Annotated in this window: 17 protein-coding genes; 8 read left to right on the top strand and 9 right to left on the bottom strand. The window is 70.7% G+C overall.

Annotation, left to right across the window (positions count from 1 at the left end; all coding sequences use genetic code 11):
• The first annotated feature begins 94 nt into the window (after positions 1-94).
• Genes DFP88_RS17085 through DFP88_RS13790 form a run of 3 tightly spaced genes read left to right on the top strand, consistent with a single transcriptional unit; the run spans position 95 to position 3,101 of the window.
• A complete protein-coding gene (locus tag DFP88_RS17085; protein ID WP_181418649.1) occupies positions 95-1,069 on the top strand; it encodes a GIY-YIG nuclease family protein in 975 nt (324 codons plus the stop codon).
• The gene (locus DFP88_RS13795; protein ID WP_110815298.1) at positions 1,069-2,037 is read left to right on the top strand and encodes a hypothetical protein; all 969 of its coding nucleotides are present in this window, start codon (positions 1,069-1,071) and stop codon (positions 2,035-2,037) included. The genes DFP88_RS17085 and DFP88_RS13795 overlap by 1 nt, the downstream gene beginning before the upstream one ends.
• 26 nt (positions 2,038-2,063) lie before the next feature.
• Positions 2,064-3,101: an AAA family ATPase gene (locus tag DFP88_RS13790; RefSeq protein ID WP_110815297.1), complete on the top strand. Its 1,038-nt coding sequence runs from the start codon at positions 2,064-2,066 to the stop codon at positions 3,099-3,101.
• Positions 3,102-3,122: 21 nt separating this feature from the next.
• Here the strand turns inward: DFP88_RS13790 and DFP88_RS13785 are convergent, their stop codons facing one another.
• From DFP88_RS13785 to DFP88_RS13765, 5 genes are all read right to left on the bottom strand, one after another.
• Entirely contained in the window at positions 3,123-4,106 is a 984-nt protein-coding gene (locus DFP88_RS13785; RefSeq protein WP_110815296.1) for an endonuclease/exonuclease/phosphatase family protein, read from the bottom strand.
• Positions 4,107-4,281: 175 nt separating this feature from the next.
• Positions 4,282-5,295 (bottom strand): UDP-glucose 4-epimerase GalE, encoded by a 1,014-nt coding sequence (galE, locus tag DFP88_RS13780; protein ID WP_110815295.1) that lies wholly within the window; start codon positions 5,293-5,295, stop codon positions 4,282-4,284.
• 47 nt (positions 5,296-5,342) lie between these two features.
• Positions 5,343-6,305: a GDP-L-fucose synthase family protein gene (locus DFP88_RS13775; RefSeq protein WP_110815294.1), complete on the bottom strand. Its 963-nt coding sequence runs from the start codon at positions 6,303-6,305 to the stop codon at positions 5,343-5,345.
• 3 nt (positions 6,306-6,308) lie between these two features.
• Positions 6,309-7,451 (bottom strand): GDP-mannose 4,6-dehydratase, encoded by a 1,143-nt coding sequence (gmd, locus tag DFP88_RS13770; protein WP_220032343.1) that lies wholly within the window; start codon positions 7,449-7,451, stop codon positions 6,309-6,311.
• A 75-nt stretch (positions 7,452-7,526) separates the two neighbouring features.
• The gene (locus DFP88_RS13765; protein WP_181418648.1) at positions 7,527-8,774 is read right to left on the bottom strand and encodes an AAA family ATPase; all 1,248 of its coding nucleotides are present in this window, start codon (positions 8,772-8,774) and stop codon (positions 7,527-7,529) included.
• Positions 8,775-9,322: 548 nt separating this feature from the next.
• On the opposite strand from DFP88_RS13765, the gene DFP88_RS13760 reads away from it, so the two are divergent.
• On the top strand, positions 9,323-10,312 hold the full coding sequence (locus DFP88_RS13760) for a replication initiator protein A (RefSeq protein ID WP_110815291.1): 990 nt from the start codon (positions 9,323-9,325) through the stop codon (positions 10,310-10,312).
• 19 nt (positions 10,313-10,331) lie between these two features.
• Here the strand turns inward: DFP88_RS13760 and DFP88_RS13755 are convergent, their stop codons facing one another.
• Positions 10,332-11,498: a nucleotide sugar dehydrogenase gene (locus tag DFP88_RS13755; protein ID WP_110815290.1), complete on the bottom strand. Its 1,167-nt coding sequence runs from the start codon at positions 11,496-11,498 to the stop codon at positions 10,332-10,334.
• 241 nt (positions 11,499-11,739) lie between these two features.
• Here DFP88_RS13755 and DFP88_RS13750 point away from each other — a divergent pair, with 241 nt between their 5' ends.
• From DFP88_RS13750 to kdsA, 3 genes are read left to right on the top strand one after another with little or no spacing between them, the layout of a single operon-like run.
• The gene (locus DFP88_RS13750; protein ID WP_110815289.1) at positions 11,740-12,708 is read left to right on the top strand and encodes a KpsF/GutQ family sugar-phosphate isomerase; all 969 of its coding nucleotides are present in this window, start codon (positions 11,740-11,742) and stop codon (positions 12,706-12,708) included.
• Between the two features lie 20 nt (positions 12,709-12,728).
• Positions 12,729-13,520: a 3-deoxy-manno-octulosonate cytidylyltransferase gene (locus DFP88_RS13745; RefSeq protein WP_110815288.1), complete on the top strand. Its 792-nt coding sequence runs from the start codon at positions 12,729-12,731 to the stop codon at positions 13,518-13,520.
• A complete protein-coding gene (gene kdsA / locus DFP88_RS13740; RefSeq protein ID WP_110815287.1) occupies positions 13,517-14,347 on the top strand; it encodes a 3-deoxy-8-phosphooctulonate synthase in 831 nt (276 codons plus the stop codon). The genes DFP88_RS13745 and kdsA overlap by 4 nt, the downstream gene beginning before the upstream one ends.
• A 20-nt stretch (positions 14,348-14,367) precedes the next feature.
• Here kdsA and DFP88_RS13735 read toward each other — a convergent pair whose 3' ends face one another.
• Entirely contained in the window at positions 14,368-15,621 is a 1,254-nt protein-coding gene (locus DFP88_RS13735) for a hypothetical protein (RefSeq protein WP_110815286.1), read from the bottom strand.
• A gap of 218 nt (positions 15,622-15,839) precedes the next feature.
• Here DFP88_RS13735 and DFP88_RS13730 point away from each other — a divergent pair, with 218 nt between their 5' ends.
• Positions 15,840-16,226, top strand: a complete 387-nt coding sequence (locus DFP88_RS13730; RefSeq protein WP_110815285.1) for a hypothetical protein — start codon at positions 15,840-15,842, stop codon at positions 16,224-16,226.
• Positions 16,227-16,326: 100 nt separating this feature from the next.
• Here DFP88_RS13730 and DFP88_RS13725 read toward each other — a convergent pair whose 3' ends face one another.
• Positions 16,327-17,631 (bottom strand): calcium-binding protein, encoded by a 1,305-nt coding sequence (locus DFP88_RS13725; protein ID WP_110815284.1) that lies wholly within the window; start codon positions 17,629-17,631, stop codon positions 16,327-16,329.
• A 93-nt stretch (positions 17,632-17,724) separates the two neighbouring features.
• Positions 17,725-18,270 (bottom strand): calcium-binding protein (locus tag DFP88_RS17365; protein WP_281268197.1); only part of this gene is annotated, 546 nt, incomplete at its 5' end.

Below are 18,270 nucleotides of genomic sequence, written 5' to 3'. Positions count from 1 at the left end.
GCCTCTTGCCCTGCATCTTCCCCTCGCCCTGGACCCGAGCGCCCTTGTGGCGCCCGGCTCTCCCTGCGCGACTGACTGTACAGGAGTGTCCACCATGATGGATCACTGCACCCCCGCCCCCTCCGTCGAACCCGGCTTCGATGCCCCCATCCGCCCTCACTGGGCAGAACTGGCCCATGCAAAGGGCTTCCGCATCGCCCGCCGCATCCGCGACCGCAGCTGGCTCGAGCTCGAATGCCGGACCTGCCGCGGGCTGACGCCGATGCGCCTGTGGGTCCTGACCAGCGCGCAGCCTCACTGCCGGCCCTGCATGGAGGCGCGCTGGCGCAAGACGGCTCAGGCCGCCGGGCTGACCTTCCTGCGCCGCTGCCCCGATCATCGGCACTACGCCCATTACCGCGCCCCCTGCGGCCACGAGGTCCGGCGGCAGTTCGCCTTCGTGGAGCGCATGGCGCGGAGCGAGACCGACGCGCTCTGCCGCATTTGCATGGAGGCCCGCGACGCGGCCGAGGCCGAGCAGCGCGGCTGGCGCCTTCTCGGCCCCGACCCGCGCGGCACCTCGCACTACCGCCTCTATGCCCATGAGGATGGTTGCGGCGCCGAGCAGCGCATTGCCCGCGCCAACATGCAGACCGGACGCTTCTCCTGCGGCACCTGCGGCGAGGACTGGCCGGCGGCGCCCAGTGCGCTCTACCTGATGCGCCTCGACCTGCCCGGCCTCGGGCGGGTGGTGAAGCTGGGCTACAGCCGCGATCCCTGGTCGCGGATGACCTACCAGCTCGGGATCGGGGGGCAGGGCCGGGCGGAGCTGCTGGCGGTGGTGCCGATGCCGACGGGCCGCGAGGCCTACAATCGCGAGCAGGCGCTGCATGCCCGGCTGAAGACGGAGATCCCGCAGCACATCGTGCCGCGCGCGGAACTGGAGGGAGTCATCCGCGTGGTGAGCGAAATCTACCGCGCCGAAGCCGAGCCGCGGATCCTCGGGCTGCTGGACGATCTGGCGGATGGCGTTCTGGATGATGAGGCCGCCGACCATGCGCCGGTGGCGGAAACCGGGAGGGACTCGTGATGAGCGTCCTTTCCGCCCCCCATTGGCAGCCGCTTGCCGCGGCTGCCCTCGCGCGCGCACGCCATGCCCTGGACAGTGGCGCGGCGGAGGCTCCGGTGCTGCCGCCCCTGCCCCGCCATCCCGGCCCGCGGCTGGTGGCCCGGGGCGGCGCGTTTGCCCGTGCCTTCGCGCAGCTGGCCCTTGCCGCCGCCCGGCCGCTGAACCCCGAAACGGGGCCCGGCGGCAGCACCACCAGCCTTGCCTGGGCGGACGAGGACGGCAGCCCCGTGCCCGGCGCGCCGCAGGAGGTCTGGGCGCATGAAATCGCCGAGATCGGCCGCATCCATATCGAGGGCAGCTCCATCCTCGAGGTGCCGCCGGAGCGGCGCGCCCCGCCGCCTGCGGACCTGCCGGAAGGGCTGAGCACCGCCCGGCTCCAGGCGATCCTGCGCCTCGCGCGGCTGGCGATCGACCAGCACGGCATCGATTTGCTGCTGCAGCCCAGGTGCGCCACCGCGATCCTGGCAGAGAGCGAGATGCAGGAGGCCACCGCCTGGGCCCTGACTTGGGCCTATGCCGCCGGCCCTCCCTTGCCCTCCGACGCCGCGCGGCCCGAGGCGCCGCTGCGCCTGCTGCGCCTTACCGGCAAGGCGCAGGACACGGTGGCGCTGACAGCGTCCCTGACTGAGCCCGGCCGGCACCGCCTTGTCCTGCTGACCTCCGGCCTCCGCGCCCTGCCCCGCGACCTGCGGCATACAGCCGAGGTCCACCGCCTGCCGCCTCTCGACCGGCAGGTCGCCCTCGCCCATCTCGCCGTCACCCATCCGGCGGACGGGATCGAGGCCTCTGCCGCCGCCTGGCGCCTACCGGAGGACGAGGACCTCCTCTGGATCGGCCTGCGCGAGATACAAAAGGCCGCCGAGGCTTCGACGGCTCTCGAGGCCGCCATCCGCCTCGCCGCCCCGAACCGCCACGCCGTCTCTCTTTGAGTGCCCCCCTCACCAGGAGGATCATCATGCCCAGAACCATTTCCATCCTGCCGGCCATCAGCACCTGGCCGAGCAGTGCCGAGAGCATCGAGGCGCGGCTCGCCCACCACCTCGCCCTGCTGCGCGGGTCCGATCACTTGGGGTCCGACAGCGGCCCCTGGCGAGATGCGGCCGCGGGCCGGCTAAAGCGCCGGGCGCAGAGGCTGCATGAAGCACGTCAGCGCGCCAGCGGTCTCGCGCATCTGGACGACAGGCAGCGCGCCCGCCTCGCCGGTATTCTGCAGGGCGCGCGCCTTGCCGGCCCGGAGAGCGTGCACGGCGCCGACGAAATCGGCGCCGCGCTGGCCGAGGACCTGCCCTGGATGAGCGCCGCCACCGTACCGCTTTGGCACGACCTGCGGGCGTCGACTGGGGTAGGTACCGGCCGCCTGATCCGCCCGACGCTGCTTGTCGGTCCGCCCGGCCTCGGCAAAAGCCACCTCGCCCGCAGCCTTGCGCATCATGCCGGCCTGCCGCTGGCCATTGCCGATCTCGGCGCTGCAGGCGAAGCCTTCCAGATAGCCGGTCTCAGCCGCGGCTGGCGCAGCGGCATGCCCGGCCTGCCGGTGGAGACGGTCATCACCAGCGGCATGGCCAACCCGCTGATCCTCGTCGACGAGCTGGAGAAGGCCGCAGCCGTCGAAAGCACAGCCGGCCACAGGACCAGCGCGCATGCCGTCCTCCTCGGCCTGCTGGATCCGGCCTCAGCCGCACTCTGGACCTGCCCTTATTTCGGCATCCGTTTCGACATGAGCCGGGTGAACTGGCTTTTTACCGCCAACGATACGCGCGGCATCCCGGCGCCGCTTCTCTCGCGTCTGCGCATTGCGCGTCTGCAGCCGCTGACGCCGGAGCAGCTTGCGGGCTTTGCCCTGCAAGAGGCCTCGGCGCGGGGGCTGGAGCGGGAGGAAGCGGAGGGTCTGGCTAATCTGCTGCGTGGGCTGCATCCGGGCCGCGGCGCCGACCTGCGGCTCGTGCTGGGGCTGCTAGATGACCTGCGGCTGGAGGCGCCGCTGCTGCACTGACCCCGGACCTTCTTCCGCCGCTCAGCCCACCTCGGGCCAAATCACCAAGGCCCTGATCCCGCGGTGGTTCGAGCCGAGATCGCCGCCCCAGGGGGCAAGTGCCGTCAGCCGCGCGTGGCCGCCCACCAGCACCTGGTCGATCGGCACGCCGAGCGGGCCGGCGGCGGCGGGCCAGGTTGGCACCGGGCGCCGGGGCGGCGCGAGACCGGCCTCGCGCAGCAGCATCGCGATGGGGCGGCTCCAGGGGGCGGCGTTGAAATCGCCCATGACCAGCACCGGCGCCTCGGGCCCCGAGGTCTGCCGGATCAACGCAAGCCGGTCCAGCAGGTACCAGCGGTCGTCCTCGACGAAGCCGTAGAACCAGGGCTTCGCCATGTGCTCGACCAGCACCTCGAGCGGAGCGCGCCCCTCGGGCTCCACCCGCGCCCGGACCAGCCGCTCGCGGCGCGAGATATTCGCCAGTTCCTGCGTGCCCGGCGCGAAGGGATGGCGCGAGAGCAGCAGCACACCGCAACGCCGCCCCTCGCAGCCGATCCGGTAGGGATAGACTGTTTCCAGCAGCGGCAGCACCGGGCGGATCGGATCGGCCTCCCCCAGGGCGACGAGATCGACGCCGCTCTGCAGGATTGCTTCGGCGAGGCGCTCTGGCGGGGTGGCGTTCTGCTCGTATAGATTGAACCAGATCGCGGTGAAAGGGGCCTGCGTCTCCGCCTCGGCCAGGGGCCGCGCCCGGCCCCGCTGGTCCATGAGCAGGGCCCCCTGCCCCAGCGCCGAGAGTAGCGCCAGCCCCAGCGCCAGCCGCGGCAGCCCCAGGAGGGCGAGCGCGGCGCAGAGCAGCAGCGACAGAACGAAGAGCTGCGGCGCGAGGCTGTCGAGCATCCGCCCGAAGGTGCCGACGAGGGCGCCGTCGGGCCAGAACCGCGCCGTCGCGCCGGCCAGCACGCAGAGCAGCGCCGCCGGCAGCAGCGCCCCCAGGGCGAGGGCACGCAGAGAAAGGAATTCCATCGGCCCGCCCCTTGCTGCAGCGCCGCGATCCTAGGGGCTGCGGGACGGCTTGGCCATCGCCCCGAAGGGGCGTCCCAGAAGGGGCGTGTCTAGAAGAGGCCCGAAGGGGCGCTCCAAAAGGATGCCCCGAAGGGGCTGCTCAAGGGGCATCCGGGGCCTCGCCCCCCGCCTGCACTCAGCCCGCGTAGCCCCGCGGGTTTGCCGATTGCCAGGCCCAGAGGCTGCGGGCCATGGCGTCGATACCATGCTCGGCGCGCCAGCCAAGGCGCTCGGCGGCTAGGGAGCAGTCGGCCCGCATCTCGGCGATGTCGCCGGGCCGGCGCGGCAGCACCTGATAGGGCAGATCGCGTCCCGCCGCGCGCGAGAAGGCAGCAAGCATCTCGTAGACCGAATAGCCCCGGCCCGTGCCGATGTTGTAGGTCTCGCAGCCCGTCACCCCTGCCGCCCGGGTCAGGGCCGCGACATGGGCGCGCGCGAGGTCGGTCACATGGATGTAGTCGCGCACCCCGGTGCCGTCGGGCGTGGGGTAGTCGTCGCCGAAGATGCGCAGGCGCTCCTGCCGCCCGGTGGCGACCTGCGCGAGGTAGGGCATCAGGTTGTTCGGCAGCCCTTGCGGGTCCTCTCCGATCCGGCCCGAGGCATGGGCGCCGACGGGATTGAAGTAGCGCAGCAGCATGACGCTGGCCCCCTCGCGCGCGGCGGCCCAGGCGGTCAGCACCTGCTCGGCCATGAGTTTGGTCTGGCCATAGACCGACATCGGGCGCAGCGGGTGATCCTCGGTATAGGGCAGGAATTCCGGCTCTCCGTAGACCGTAGCGGAGGAGGAAAAGATGATCCGCTGCGTCCCCGCGGCTTCCATCGCGCGCAAGAGCGACAGCGTACCAGCGACGTTGACCTCGTAGTAGTCGACCGGGCGGGTCGCGCTTTCGCCCACCGCCTTGAGGCCGGCGAAATGGATCACCGCCTCGGGCCGGGCCGCGCGCAGGATAGCCTCCATCCGCGGCGCATCGCGAATATCGGCCTGCTCAACCTCCAACCCGCCATTCGTGAGGCCGCGCACCCGCTCCAGCGCGACGGACGAGCCGTTCGAGAAATCGTCGACCACCAGCGCGTCGTGACCCTGCCCCAGAAGCTCGACCAGGGTGTGGCTGCCGATGTAGCCGGCGCCGCCGGTGACCAATACGCGCATCGTCTTTCTCCGCCTACCTGGCCCCCTTGCTACAGGGCCGGGCGGCGTCAGGCCAGATCGGGCGCGCTCTCGCGCTGCGCCATGTACCAGGCATGGGTCCGGGCGATCCCTGCGCGCAGCCCGATCCGCGGGCGCCAGCCGAGCGCGGCAAGACGCGAGACATCCATCAGCTTGCGCGGTGTGCCGTCGGGGCGGGAGGGATCGAGGGTGATCGCGCCTTCGTAGCCCGTCACCTCCGCCACCAGCGCGGCAAGATCGCGGATCGCGATGTCGCTGCCGCTGCCGATGTTGAGGTGATTGAGATCCGGCCCCAGCGCCGCGCGCCAGGCGGGATGCGGCAGCTCCATCGCCAGAAGCGCCGCCTCGGCCAGATCGTCGACATGTAGGAACTCGCGCCGGGGCGTGCCCGTGCCCCAGAGCGAGAGGCTTGCCGCGCCCGCCTCCTTCGCCGCCTGCACCCGCGCGATCAGCGCCGGCAGCACATGGGCGGTCTCGGAATCGAAATCGTCGCCGGACCCGTAGAGGTTGCAGGGCATGACGGATCGGTAGTCGCGCCCGTGCTGCCGGGCATGGGCGTCGCAGAGCCTGAGCGCGGCGATCTTGGCGATGGCATAGCCCTCGTTCGTCGGCTCGAGCGGGCCGGTCAGCAGCGCCTCCTCGGCGATCGGCTGCGCCGCCTGCCGCGGGTAGATGCAGGAGGAGCCGAGGTTCAGCAGGCGCTGCACCCCCGCCTCATGCGCCGCCTCGATCACATTGAGCGCGATGGCGAGGTTCTGGGCCAGGAAATCGGCCGGGGCGGCGGCATTGGCGCCGATGCCGCCGACCCTGGCAGCGGCCAGGATCACCGCCTCGGGCCGCGCCTCGGCGAAGAAGGCGCGCACCGCCCCCCGGTCGGTCAGGTCGAGCGCGGCGCGGTCGCGCAGCAGCAGCGTGAGGTCCGGCCGCTGCTGCAGCTGCCGCAGCAGGGCGGCGCCGACCATGCCGAGATGCCCGGCGAGGAACAGCCGCATGGCTCAGCCCGCCGCCCGCGCCCGCAGCCGCGGCGCCGGGGCCCTCGTCCGCGCTTCCTCTCGCGCGAGGGCGAGATCGGCCTCCACCATCTCGGCGCAGAGCTGGCGGGCGGTGACCTCGGGCCGCCAGCCCAGCTCGGCCCGGGCGCGCGCGGCATCGCCCAGCAATGTCTCGACCTCGGCGGGGCGGCAGTAGCGCGAATCGATCCGCATCACGACATCCCCTGGCGCGAGGCGGGCGGCGATATCGGGCGGGGCGCCGGGGGTCAGGGCGGCGACGCGGGCCAGCTCTGCCGGGCCCTCCCCCTCGAAGCGCAGCGAAAAGCCCAGCTCCTCGGCGGCCCAGCACAGGAACTCTCGCAGGGAATGCTGCACGCCGGTGGCGATGACGTAATCGGCGGGGCGGTCCTGCTGCAGCATCAGCCATTGCGCGCGCACGTAGTCCCGCGCATGGCCCCAGTCGCGCCGGGCCTCGAGATTGCCGAGCCAGAGGCAGGGCTCCAGCCCCAGGGCGACGCGGGCGAGGCCGCGGGTGATCTTGCGCGTGGCGAAGGTCTCGCCCCGGCGCGGGCTCTCGTGGTTGAAGAGGATCCCGTTGCAGGCAAAGAGACCATAGGCCTCGCGGTAGGTGGCGCAGGTCCAGTAGGCATGCAGCTTGGCGATGGCATAGGGGCTGCGCGGGCGGAAGGGCGTCGTCTCGCTCTGCGGGGTCTCGGCCACGGCGCCGTAAAGCTCCGAGGTGGAGGCCTGGTAGAAGCGCGCGGTCTTCTCCAGCCCGAGGAAGCGGATCGCCTCGAGCAGGCGCAGCGGGCCAAGGGCGCCGACCTCGGCGGTATATTCCGGCGCCTCGAAGCTGACGGCGACATGGGACTGGGCGGCGAGGTTGTAGATCTCATCCGGGCGCACCTCGGCGAGGATGCGCACCAGCGAAGAGGCGTCGGTCAGATCGCCGTAATGCAGCACCAGCCGCGGATCGCAGGGCGCGCCCTCATGCGGATCGCTGTAGAGGTGATCGATGCGCGTGGTGTTGAACGACGAGGCGCGGCGCTTGATGCCATGCACCTCGTAGCCCTTTTCCAGCAGAAGCTCGGCAAGGTAGGATCCGTCCTGTCCGGTGATCCCGGTGATGAGGGCGCGGCGGGGCAAGGGCGATCTCCGGGCTGGGGGCATGCCCCCCCGGCTTAGGCGATCATGGTATACGAAAGGTTCACGCCGGCGCCCTCAGCGCGCCTCGGCGCCGCGCCGCCACCCCTCCTGCAGCAGGTCGCGGATCTCGGCATAGGCGGCATCGAAGCTGGCGCGGGCCCGGGCCAGCCCCTGCCTGTCGCCGCCGCGCCGGCCGGGCCGGGGCACCGCCTCGTAGACCGCGCTTTCCTGCGCCAGGATCGGCGCCGCCTCGATCCGGGCGGCGGCGAGGGCGGGGCCCAGCCCGGCCTGGATCGCCCCCGCCGCGCGGCCCTGGGCAATGGGGTCGTAGCGCGTGATCACCGCGCGCAGCGCGTCCCAGGCGAAGCTGACCCGCTGCGTGCCGAGCGCGCGGGCGGCGGCGGCCTCCTCCTCCTCGATGGCGGCGAAGGCGCTGTGCAGCATGCCGAAGGCTTGCCCCGCGCGGGCGGTCCCGGCGGCATCGCCCTCGAGCGGGACCAGCAGGACATCCGCCGCCGCCGCTGCCGCCAGCGCCAGCGGACCGAGCGAGGGCGGCGTGTCGAGGATCACCAGATCGGGCGCCGCCTCGCCGTCCTGCGGCGGGCGGGCCAGCTCGCGCGAGAGCGCCTCCCAAGGGCGCCAGCCGCGGATCTGCGTGCGCCACTGCGGGATGTGCAGATCGGCCAGCGCCAGCTCGGGCCGCGCCGGGACCAGGGCGATCCCCGGCCAATGCGTCGGCCGGGCCAGCGCCGCGGGCGCGGTCTCCAGCGCCGCGCCCAGCACCGCGTCCATCGGCACCGGCGCATCACCGCGGTCGAGCCGGGCCTGGTTCTGCCCGCGCAGATGCAGGGCCGCCTGCCGCGCGAACAGCGCGAGGGCGGTGTCCTGCGCGCCCTCCCCGGCCGGGCCGGGATCGCCGAGCGCCGCGGTCAGGCCGGCGCCGGGATCGAGGTCGATGGCGCGCACGCGGTAGCCGTCGAGCGCGGCGGCCATGGCCAGGTGCAGCGCCAGGGTGGTGCGGCCGCTGCCGCGGGCGGGATTGACCAGTGCGATGATCTTCGGTGCCGCCCCCACCGGGCGCCAGGGCCGGTAGCGGCCGGGGGTGCCGCTGCGCTCCAGATGGGCGCGGATCTCGTCCACTTCCTCGAGGGTGAACCAGCGGGCGCCGCCCTCGTTGCGGCCCTGCGGCAGGCCGGGCGTCTCGCGCAGCACCCGGCGCAGGTGGCCGGGGGCCATGGGGATCAGCCGGGCGGTGATCTCGGGGATACCGAAATCGCGCAGCTGCCGCGGCGGGGTGGCCTCCGCCTCCCGGGTCAGGGTCATGGCGCTTTGGGCGCAGCGCGTCCCGAGCCTGTCGAGGTCTTCTGTGCCGGAGAGGTCCGGTGCCGGGGCGGTGGAGATCATGCCAGCATCATGCGCAGATTCAGACCCTTTGTTCAACATAGGAATACACATGCGATGAAATATAGAACATGACTGTTGATGACGATCATGCGGTCCCCGTCCGCCTTGGAAACCGCTCTTTCAAAGCCCTTTTTAGCCGGCTTGGCAGAGGTTCGAGGCGTCCGGTTCGAGGGTGAAGCAGAAAATCCATCGTTATAATCAGTTAGTTCATAGTTACGGCGCCCAGGCTTTCCGGGATAAACGTTCAGACCCAAGGGCTTGCGAGGATTTTGCCGAGACCTTGCGATTCCGATACCACGTTTCTCCGACTCCGAACCCCCGAGGACGCGATTCCGAACCCCCGATCTCCTGCTGGACGGGAGGGGCTGGGTTTCCTAGGCTGGCGTCAATGAAACCACGTTGCGGGATCGCACCCGCACGCGAGCAGTTGGCCGGGCAACGACTCGGCGCATGAGGATCGGCAGGCGATGGGCGACTTGGGTCTTCCACAGCGTCACCCCGTGGGTGATCTGTTTCTATGCGACGTCTTCGACGCGATGCCGAAGGACGATCTGGCGTCGATGGAGCATCCGATCTTCTCGCTCTCGACCCGGCCCGACCGCCAGGTCCTGCGCTACCGCCACAACGATGCCGAGGTCGAGGTCACCCCTTCGGTCAAGGGGCGGGCGACGATCCACGACAAGGACATCCTGATCTTCTGCGTCAGCCAGCTGATGGCGGCGCTGAACGCGGGGCGCGAGGTGGCGCGCACGCTGCGCCTGAAGGTGCACGACCTGCTGATCGCCACCAACCGCGAGACCAGCGGCGATGCCTACCGCCGCCTGCGCGAAAGCTTCGAGCGGCTGGCCGGCACCCGCATCACCACCAACATCGCCACCGGCGAGACCGAGACCACCAGCGGCTTCGGCCTGATCGAAAGCTGGGAGATCGTGCGTCGCAGCCGCGGCGGGCGGATGATCTCGGTCTCGGTCACCCTCTCGGACTGGCTGTTCCGGGCGGTGCTGTCGAAATCCGTGCTGACCCTCAGCCGCGACTACTTCCGGCTGCGCCGCCCGCTCGAGCGGCGGATCTACGAGCTGGCGCGCAAGCACTGCGGCCGCCAGCCCGAATGGCGCATCTCGCTTGAGGTGCTGCAGAAGAAGGCCGGCTCGACCTCGCCCCGGCGGGTGTTCCGGGCCATGCTGCGCACCATCATCGAGGCCGACCAGCTGCCCGACTACCGCATCGAGGAGCTGGGGGGCGATCTGCTGCGCGTCGCCCCGCGCCGCGCAAAGGTCCCGCCCGAGGCGCCGCATCTTTCGCCCGAGACGCTGGAGGCGGCGCGCGCCCTGGCGCCAGGGGCGGATGTCTATGCGCTCGAGGCGGAATGGAAGGCCTGGTGGGCCGAGACCGGGCGCCCGCGCCTGGGCGCCCCGGACCGCGCCTTTCTGGCCTGGGTCGAGAAGAGGCGGCGCTAGGCCGCCTCTCCCCGTCGCGTCAGTCGTTGCCGAAGAGGTCGCGGGTGAAGATCTTCTCCGCGACATCGTCCAGCTCCGGCGCGCGGCGGTTGGCGACGATGACCGAGGCGCGGGCCTTGAAGTCCTCGAGGTCGCGCAGCACCTCGGAGCCGAAGAAGGTATCCTCGGGCAGGGCCGGCTCGTAGACCAGCACCTCGATGCCCTTGGCCTTGAGCCGCTTCATGATCCCCTGGATCGAGCTTTGCCGCCAGTTGTCCGAGCCCGCCTTCATCGTCAGGCGGAAGATGCCCACCCGCTCGGGCTTCATCTCGATGATCCGCTCGGCGATGAAATCCTTGCGCGTGCGGTTGGCATCAACGATGGCGCGGATCAGGTTCTGCGGCACCATCTGGTAGTTCGCCAGCAGCTGCTTGGTGTCCTTGGGCAGGCAGTAGCCGCCGTAGCCGAAGGAGGGGTTGGAGTAATGCGCCCCGATCCGCGGATCGAGGCCGACCCCTTCGATGATCTGCTGCGTGTTCAGCCCCAGGCTCATGGCGTAGCTGTCGAGCTCGTTGAAATAGGCAACTCGCATCGCGAGGTAGGTGTTCGAGAACAGCTTGACCGCTTCGGCCTCGGTCGGATCGGTGAAGAGGACCTGCACCTCCGTCTCGATCGCCCCCTCGAGCAGCAGATCGGCGAAGATGCGGGCCCTCTCGCTCCGCTCGCCCACCACGATGCGCGAGGGGTGCAGGTTGTCGTAGAGCGCGCGCCCCTCGCGCAGGAACTCGGGGCTGAAGATCACGTTGTCGCGGCCGCTGCGCGTGCGCAGATCGGCGACGAAGCCCACCGGCACCGTCGACTTGACCACCACCGTCGCATCGGGGGCGTAGCGCGCCGCCTCGGCGGCCACCGCCTCGACCGAGGAGGTGTCGAAGTAGTTGTTGACCGGATCGTAGTTCGTCGGCGTCGAGACGATGACGTAATCGGCGCCGGTGAAGGCCTCCGCGGCATCGGTGGTGGCGCGCAGGTTCAGCTCCCGCGTGGCGAGGTATTCCTCGATTTCGGGATCGCCGATCGGACTTTTCCGGGCATTCACGAGATCGACCCGCTCGGCAGAGAGATCCATCGCCACCACCTCGTGGTTCTGCGACAGCAGTACGGCGTTGGACAGGCCGACATAGCCGATACCGGCAACAGCGATCTTCATTACAGATGTCCTCAAACTGGCATTGCCTCTTGTGTAGTGCTCTTGCCGCGGTGCGGCAACAGCGGGCACCGCCCCCCTCTCGCGCGGGGCGATCTGTCGCGGCGATCTGGTGCGGCGGGGAGGCTTGCGCTAGAAGCGCCCGCACCCGCCAGGAGAACCGGCCCTGACCCAGCCTACCCCCCAGACAGGTTCCGACCAGACAGGTTCCGACCAGGCTGGGCCCGGCGCCCAGGACGAGACCGTGCTTCGTGCCGCGGCCCTGGCCTCGGCGCGCCGCGTTCTGGGGATCGAGGCGCAGGCCCTCTCGGCCCTGGCCGCATCGCCGCCCGAGGGCTTCGACGCCACCGTCCTGCAGGTGCTGGGCGTGACCCGTGCCGGCGGGCGGGTCATCGTCTCGGGCATCGGCAAGTCCGGCCATGTCGCGCGCAAGATCGCCGCCACCCTGGCCTCGACCGGCACGCCGGCGCTCTTCGTGCATCCGTCCGAGGCGAGCCACGGCGATCTGGGGATGATCGGCGGCACCGATCTGTGCCTGCTGCTGTCCAATTCCGGCGAGACGGCGGAGCTGGGCGATATCCTCGCCTATTCGCGCCGTTTCTCGATCCCGCTTGTCGCGATCTCGGGGCGGCCGCGCAGCACCCTGGCCACGGCGGCCGACCGGCTGCTCCTGCTGCCCGAGGCGCCGGAGGCCTGCGTCATCGGCCTCGCGCCGACCACCACCACCACGATGATGCTGGCGCTCGGCGATGCGCTGGCGGTGGCACTGATGGAGGCGCGCGGTTTCCGGACCGAGAATTTCCGCGTCCTGCATCCGGGCGGCAAGCTGGGCGCGCAGATGGCGCGGGCCGACCGCTTCATGCATGCGGGCGCGGCGCTGCCTCTGGTCTCCGAGGAGACCCCGATGAGCGAGACGCTGATCGAGATGACCTCCAAGGGCTTCGGCGTCGCGGCGGTGCTGGACGCCGAGGGGCGGCTTTCGGGCATCGTCACCGACGGCGACCTGCGCCGCAACATGGCCGACCTGATGGACCGCCGCGCCGGGCAGATCGCCACCCGCGATCCCGTCACCGTGCCGCCCGAGATGCTGGCCGCCGAGGCGCTGGCGCTACTGAACGCGCGCAAGATCGCGGCGCTTCTGGTGGTGGGCGAGGACCGGCGTCCTCTGGGCCTTCTGCATATCCACGACCTGCTGCGCGCCGGCGTTGCCTGACCGTCCTAAGGAGAGCCGCCATGCGCAGCGTCATCGTGATCCCCGCCCGCCACGCCTCGACCCGCTATCCGGGCAAGCCGCTGGCCGAGCTGACCCTGCCGGACGGCAGCCGCAAGAGCCTGATCCGCCTCAGCTGGGAGGCGGCGCAGGCGGTGCCGGGCGTAGCCAAGATCCTCGTCGCCACCGACGATGACCGGATCCGGCAGGCGGCAGAGGGCTTCGGCGCCGAGGTGGTGATGACCTCGCAGGCCTGCCGGAACGGCACCGAGCGGGTAGCCGAGGCCATGGTCAGCGCCGGGATCGAGGCCGATGTGGTGGTCAACCTGCAGGGCGACGCCCCCCTCACCCCGCCCTGGTTCGTCGAAGCGCTGATCGCCGAGATGGCGGCGGATCCGGGCGTGGGGATGGCCACCCCGGTGCTGCGCTGCGACGCGAAGAGCTACGCGATGTTCGTGGAGGACCGGCAGGCCGGCCGCGTCGGCGGCACCACCGCCGTGCTGGACCGCAACCGAGACGCGCTCTACTTTTCCAAGGAAGTCGTGCCCTATCTCGATCCCGGCCGCCTGCCCGATCCGCTGCCGGTCTTTCACCATGTCGGCGTCTATGCCTACCGCCCCGCGGCGCTTGCCGCCTACGGCGGCTGGGAGCCGGGCCCGCTCGAGACGGCAGAGGGTCTCGAGCAGCTGCGCTTCCTCGAGAACGGGCAGACGATCCGCTGCACCCCGGTCGAGGCGCAGGGCCGCGTCTTCTGGGAGCTGAACAACCCGCAGGACATCCCCCGTATCGAAGCCGCGCTGAAGGAACAGGCATGACCCAGACCGCACCCGTCACCATCGGCGATATCGAGTTCGGCGGCGACGCCCCCTTCGCCCTGATCACCGGGCCCTGCCAGCTCGAGAGCCTCGATCACGCGCGGATGATGGCGACCCGCATCGCCGAGGCCTGCGCCCCTACCGGCACGCGCTGGATCTTCAAGGCCAGCTACGACAAGGCCAACCGCTCCTCGATCGGGACCGAGCGCGGGCTGGGCATGGAGAAGGGCCTCGAGATCCTGGGCCGGATCCGCGACGAGTTCGGCGTGCCGGTGCTGACGGACGTGCACGAGCCCGCCCATTGCGCCCCGGCCGCCGAGGTCTGCGAAGTGCTGCAGATCCCCGCCTTCCTCTGCCGCCAGACCGACCTGCTGCTGGCCGCCGGCCGCACCGGTGCCGCGATCAACGTCAAGAAGGGGCAGTTCCTCGCGCCCTGGGACATGGGCAATGTGGCGGACAAGATCGCCTCGACAGGCAACGAGCGGATCCTGCTCTGCGAGCGCGGCACCTCCTTCGGCTACAACGCGCTGGTGACCGATTTCCGCGGGCTGCCGATCATGGCCCGCACCGGGCGGCCGGTGATCTTCGATGCCACCCATTCGGTGCAGATCCCCGGCGGGCAGGGCAGCAGCTCTGGCGGGCAGCGCGAGTTCGCGCCGGTCCTGGCGCGGGCGGCCTGCGCCGTCGGCGTGGCCGGCCTCTTCATCGAGACGCACCAGGATCCGGACAACGCCCCCTCGGACGGGCCGAACATGATCGAGGTGGACCGCCTAGGCGCGCTGATCGCCGAGCTGCGCGCCTTCGACGCACTGGCCAAGGGGATCTGAGCCCGGCGGGTCCCGCCTCCTCAGGCGATCTCGAAGACGTCTGTGCCAACCTGCACCCGGATCGTCTCGTCCGCGCCGTCGACCAGCGCCCAGAGGATCTGCCCCGTCGCCTTGTCGATGACGAAGGCTTCCGAGACCCCGGCCGCGCCGGCGCGGGGGGTATCGGCGTAGTTCACCTGGAAGCGCGCCGCACCGGCGGCCTCTCCCCGGCCCCAGACGAGGCGGTCCCCTTCGGCGCTGGAATAGTCCTGCACCCAGTCGCTGCCGTGATCAAAGACGCCGAGGTGGAAGAAGCGGTCCGGCCCTGCGCCGCCGTTCAGCCTGTCCGAGCCGAAGCCGCCGTTCAGGAAATCGAAGCCGTCGCCGCCCACCAGCATGTCGCCGAGGGCGCCGCCGGTCAGCACGTCGGCGCCCTCGTTCCCTACCACCGTGTCGGCGCCGAAGCCGCCGGCGATGACATCGGCGCCGGCCCCGCCGTAGAGCAGGTCGTTGCCGTAGCCGCCGTCGATCCGGTCGTCCCCGTCGCCGCCGTAGATCACGTCCCGCAGGTCGGCCACCGTGGCGCCGCCATAGATCACGTCGTTGCCGTCCCCGCCCGAGATCGTGTCGGCACCGTCGCCGCCGCGCAGGATGTCGGTGCCGCCGAAGCCGCGCAGCACGTCATTGCCGGCCCCGCCGCAGATGTCGTCGCCCCAGGCCGTACCGTCGAAGACCTCCGCCGCGGCGGTGCCGCGGATCTTCGGCGCGCCGCCCGGATCGGGCGCATCGCCGAACCAGACATGGAAGATGCGCCCGCCGTAGGGGCCGCCGGTGTTGTTGTACTCGATCCCCACGCCGATCGCGGACCAGTCGTAGCCGGACCATTCGTTCAGGTTGGCGATCACCGCGTTATGGCCGGGCGAGCCCTTCCAGCCCTCCAGCGCCGCGGCGAGGGAGGTGAAGCCCGCGGCCGAGATCTCGTAGCCGGTATCGGTATAGGAGGTGTTCAGCCGCTGCGGCGCGTCCCACATCACCTCAGGGTTGCGGTTGTCCTCGTAGTAGTAGCCGTCCGACCAGCTGTGCAGCGTGGCCTCCTTGGGCAGTGTCACGCCGGTCTGCCAGATGTTCTCGTAGGTATCGACGGCATGGCGGCCAGCGGTGACGGTCAGCCCCTGCGACAGCGGGATCGCTGCAAGGCCGAGCTTGGCGCGGTAGTCCATCAGCAGATTGTAGAGCGCCAGCTCCTGGGCGCTCAGGGTATCGTTGTCGGTGGGTCTGGTGATGTCGACTGTCATGCGGGCAGCCCTGTGCGGGAAGGGACGAATTTACCAAGGCGCTAAAAGCCGAATGAGGCGGGACTGTGAAAGGATCGTTTCCGAAAAGCGGTATCATCCGCGCGAGGATCGCGTTTTGGTGAAAACACCGGAACGGGGACCCCTCGGCAGCGGGAACCCGCGCAGCCTCGGGACGCGTTGGCCTGTCGTAGGGCAGTATGCCCCCTTGGGAGGAAACGATGCGTAAACTGATCCTGACGGCCGTCATCGCGGCACTTCCGGCCGTCTCGGCCACGGCGCAGGCCTCGCGCTGCGCCAGCGCGGACGACTGTGCCCGCCAGGCGGGCAGCGCGCTGGAGCGGGCGCTGCAACTGGGGCCCGATGCCGGGCAGGAACTCGCCGCGCTGCGCGACCGGGTCTCGCGCCTCGAGCGCCTGCTCGAGCAGGAACGGCAGGCAGTGCAGTTTACCGTCACCCGGGGCGATACCTGCCCCGAGGGCTGGGTCTCCTACGGGCGGATCGGCTGGCTCTGGGACAGCAGCGACCGCAACGCCAACTTCGCCCGCGGAGGCGCCTTCAACGACGGCTGGGACTGGGTGCACCCGCGTCTCTGCGGCCGCCGCTGAGGGCAAGGCCGGCCCGAAAAAAGACCCCCGCCGGAAAACCGGCGGGGGTCTCATGTCCGGCCCTGCGGGAACCTGGGCCCAACCCCGGAGCCGGAACCCGTCAGGCGATCTCGAAGACCTGGCCGCCGGCCTGCACCCGGATCGCCTCGTCCGCGCCGTCGACCAGAGCCCAAAGGATCTGCCCGCTGCTGCTGTCAATGACGAAGGCCTCGGCGGTATCGTCGCCCGCGCCCTCAGTCTGGGCGTAGTTCACCTGGAAGCGGTCCTGGGTGGCCGTGCCGCCGCCCCAGACCAGCAGGTCCGCGTCTTCGTCGTCGAAGTCCTGCACCCAGTCGGTGCCGTGCCCGGCCACGCCGGCGTGGAAGAAGCGGTCCGCCCCGTCGCCGCCGGTCATCCGGTCGAAGCCGAAGCCGCCGTTGAGGAAGTCGTCGCCATCGCCGCCCAGCAGCATGTCGGCCAGCGCCCCGCCCGAGAGCTGGTCGTTGCCGGACTGGCCGATCAGCTGGTCGGCCCCGGCATCGCCCATGAGGCGGTCGTCGCCGGCGCCGCCGACGACGAGGTCGTTGCCCTCCCCGCCAGACAAGACGTCGTTGCCATTGTCGCCGAACAGCCGGTCGCCGTCGCCGCCGCCCGAGAGGGTGTCATTGCCGGCGCCGCCGCGCAGGGTGTCGTTGCCGGCCCCCGCGTCGAAGGTATCGTCGCCCGCGCCGAAGACGAAGCTGTCGCTGGCCCCGGCGATCTGGTCCTCGAGCATGTCGAGGGCCTGGGCACGGTCGATCTGCTCGATCTCGCCCGCGGCGGCGGGCAGGATGCCGACATAGCCCTCCTGGTTGCCGTCGACCTCGTCTATGCCGGGCCCGTCGATGCCGATGTTGCCGGGCACCTCCATGCCGTGCAGCACGATCTCGCGCAGCGCCAGCGGCAGGATGTCATCGCCGGTGTAATCGGCGCCGGTCACCGGGCTGAAGAAGTTCGAATCGTCGCCTAGGTCGTAGGACTGGATGAAGGAGAGCTGGCCGTTGAAATCGGTCATCGGCATCTCGCCGCCCTCGGGGCTGACCAGCGGCAGCAGCACGTCGCCGTAGCTCGGCACGCCTTCCAGCACCTCGACGATGCCGTCGCCGTCGCTGTCCTGCGCCAGGCCGGGCGTCACGGAATCGACCGGATCGCCGTTATCGTCGAAGAGGCCATGCACGTGCTGGGCATGGGTCTGGTCGGGGGTCAGCCCCTCGGCGAAGATCGACACGTTCAGATAGCGCGTGCCGTCGTTCTCGGTATTGGTGGCCAGGATCGCGTTGCCGGTCACGCCGGAGCTGTTCAGGGCCGCCAAATCGACCGCCCAGTAGCCGTCGGCCTGGTTCAGGAATGTCGTGTAGGACGAATAGCTCGTTCCAAGATGCGCCATCTTGCTGTCTCCTCCGCGGGGTTAACCTCTGGGTAAGATACGCAGCAGGCCCCGCGGAGTTTCGCCTTTCGGCCCGAAAATCCGGGCGGCGGCTCAGGCGATGTCGAAGACGGTCTCGCCGATCTGCAGCCTGATGTGATCTTCTTCCGCGCCGTCGACCAGCGCCCATAGGACCTGCCCCGTCGCCTTGTCGATGACGAAGGCCTCCTGCGTGCTGGCAGCCCCGGCCCCCGGCGTCGCCGCATAGTTCACCTGGAACCGCGCCGCCCCGGCCTGCCCGCCGCCCCAGACCAGGCGGTCGCCCTCCGCGCCCGAATAGTCCTGGATCCAGTCGTTGCCGTGGCCCGCCACCCCGAGGTGATAGAAGCGGTCGGGGCCTGCGCCCCCGACGAGCCTGTCCGAGCCGAAGCCGCCGTTGAGGAAGTCGAAGCCGTCGCCGCCCACCAGCAGGTCGCCAAAGGCGCCGCCGGTCAGAACGTCCGCGCCCTCGTTGCCGATCACCGTATCGGCGCCGAAGCCGCCGTCGATCGTGTCGGCCCCGGTCCCGCCGTGAAGCTGGTCGTTGCCGTAGCCGCCGTCGATCCGGTCGTTCCCGGCGCCGCCGTAGATCACGTCGCGCAGGTCGCCCTCGCCCGGCCC

It is taken from the genome of Pseudoroseicyclus aestuarii (assembly GCF_003217255.1).
GTDB classification, from domain to species: domain Bacteria; phylum Pseudomonadota; class Alphaproteobacteria; order Rhodobacterales; family Rhodobacteraceae; genus Pseudoroseicyclus; species Pseudoroseicyclus aestuarii.
This window is presented reverse-complemented; position numbering and strand designations above follow the sequence as displayed.

Bases quoted from the DNA above. Each gene is read 5' to 3' on its own strand.
- DFP88_RS17085 (WP_181418649.1), top strand. From the start codon at position 95: ATGATGGATCACTGCACCCCCGCCCCCTCCGTCGAACCCGGCTTCGAT.
- DFP88_RS13795 (WP_110815298.1), top strand. From the start codon at position 1,069: ATGAGCGTCCTTTCCGCCCCCCATTGGCAGCCGCTTGCCGCGGCTGCC.
- DFP88_RS13790 (WP_110815297.1), top strand. From the start codon at position 2,064: ATGCCCAGAACCATTTCCATCCTGCCGGCCATCAGCACCTGGCCGAGC.
- DFP88_RS13785 (WP_110815296.1), bottom strand. From the start codon at position 4,106: ATGGAATTCCTTTCTCTGCGTGCCCTCGCCCTGGGGGCGCTGCTGCCG.
- galE (WP_110815295.1), bottom strand. From the start codon at position 5,295: ATGCGCGTATTGGTCACCGGCGGCGCCGGCTACATCGGCAGCCACACC.
- DFP88_RS13775 (WP_110815294.1), bottom strand. From the start codon at position 6,305: ATGCGGCTGTTCCTCGCCGGGCATCTCGGCATGGTCGGCGCCGCCCTG.
- DFP88_RS13765 (WP_181418648.1), bottom strand. From the start codon at position 8,774: ATGACCCTGACCCGGGAGGCGGAGGCCACCCCGCCGCGGCAGCTGCGC.
- DFP88_RS13760 (WP_110815291.1), top strand. From the start codon at position 9,323: ATGGGCGACTTGGGTCTTCCACAGCGTCACCCCGTGGGTGATCTGTTT.
- DFP88_RS13755 (WP_110815290.1), bottom strand. From the start codon at position 11,498: ATGAAGATCGCTGTTGCCGGTATCGGCTATGTCGGCCTGTCCAACGCC.
- DFP88_RS13745 (WP_110815288.1), top strand. From the start codon at position 12,729: ATGCGCAGCGTCATCGTGATCCCCGCCCGCCACGCCTCGACCCGCTAT.
- kdsA (WP_110815287.1), top strand. From the start codon at position 13,517: ATGACCCAGACCGCACCCGTCACCATCGGCGATATCGAGTTCGGCGGC.
- DFP88_RS13735 (WP_110815286.1), bottom strand. From the start codon at position 15,621: ATGACAGTCGACATCACCAGACCCACCGACAACGATACCCTGAGCGCC.
- DFP88_RS13730 (WP_110815285.1), top strand. From the start codon at position 15,840: ATGCGTAAACTGATCCTGACGGCCGTCATCGCGGCACTTCCGGCCGTC.
- DFP88_RS13725 (WP_110815284.1), bottom strand. From the start codon at position 17,631: ATGGCGCATCTTGGAACGAGCTATTCGTCCTACACGACATTCCTGAAC.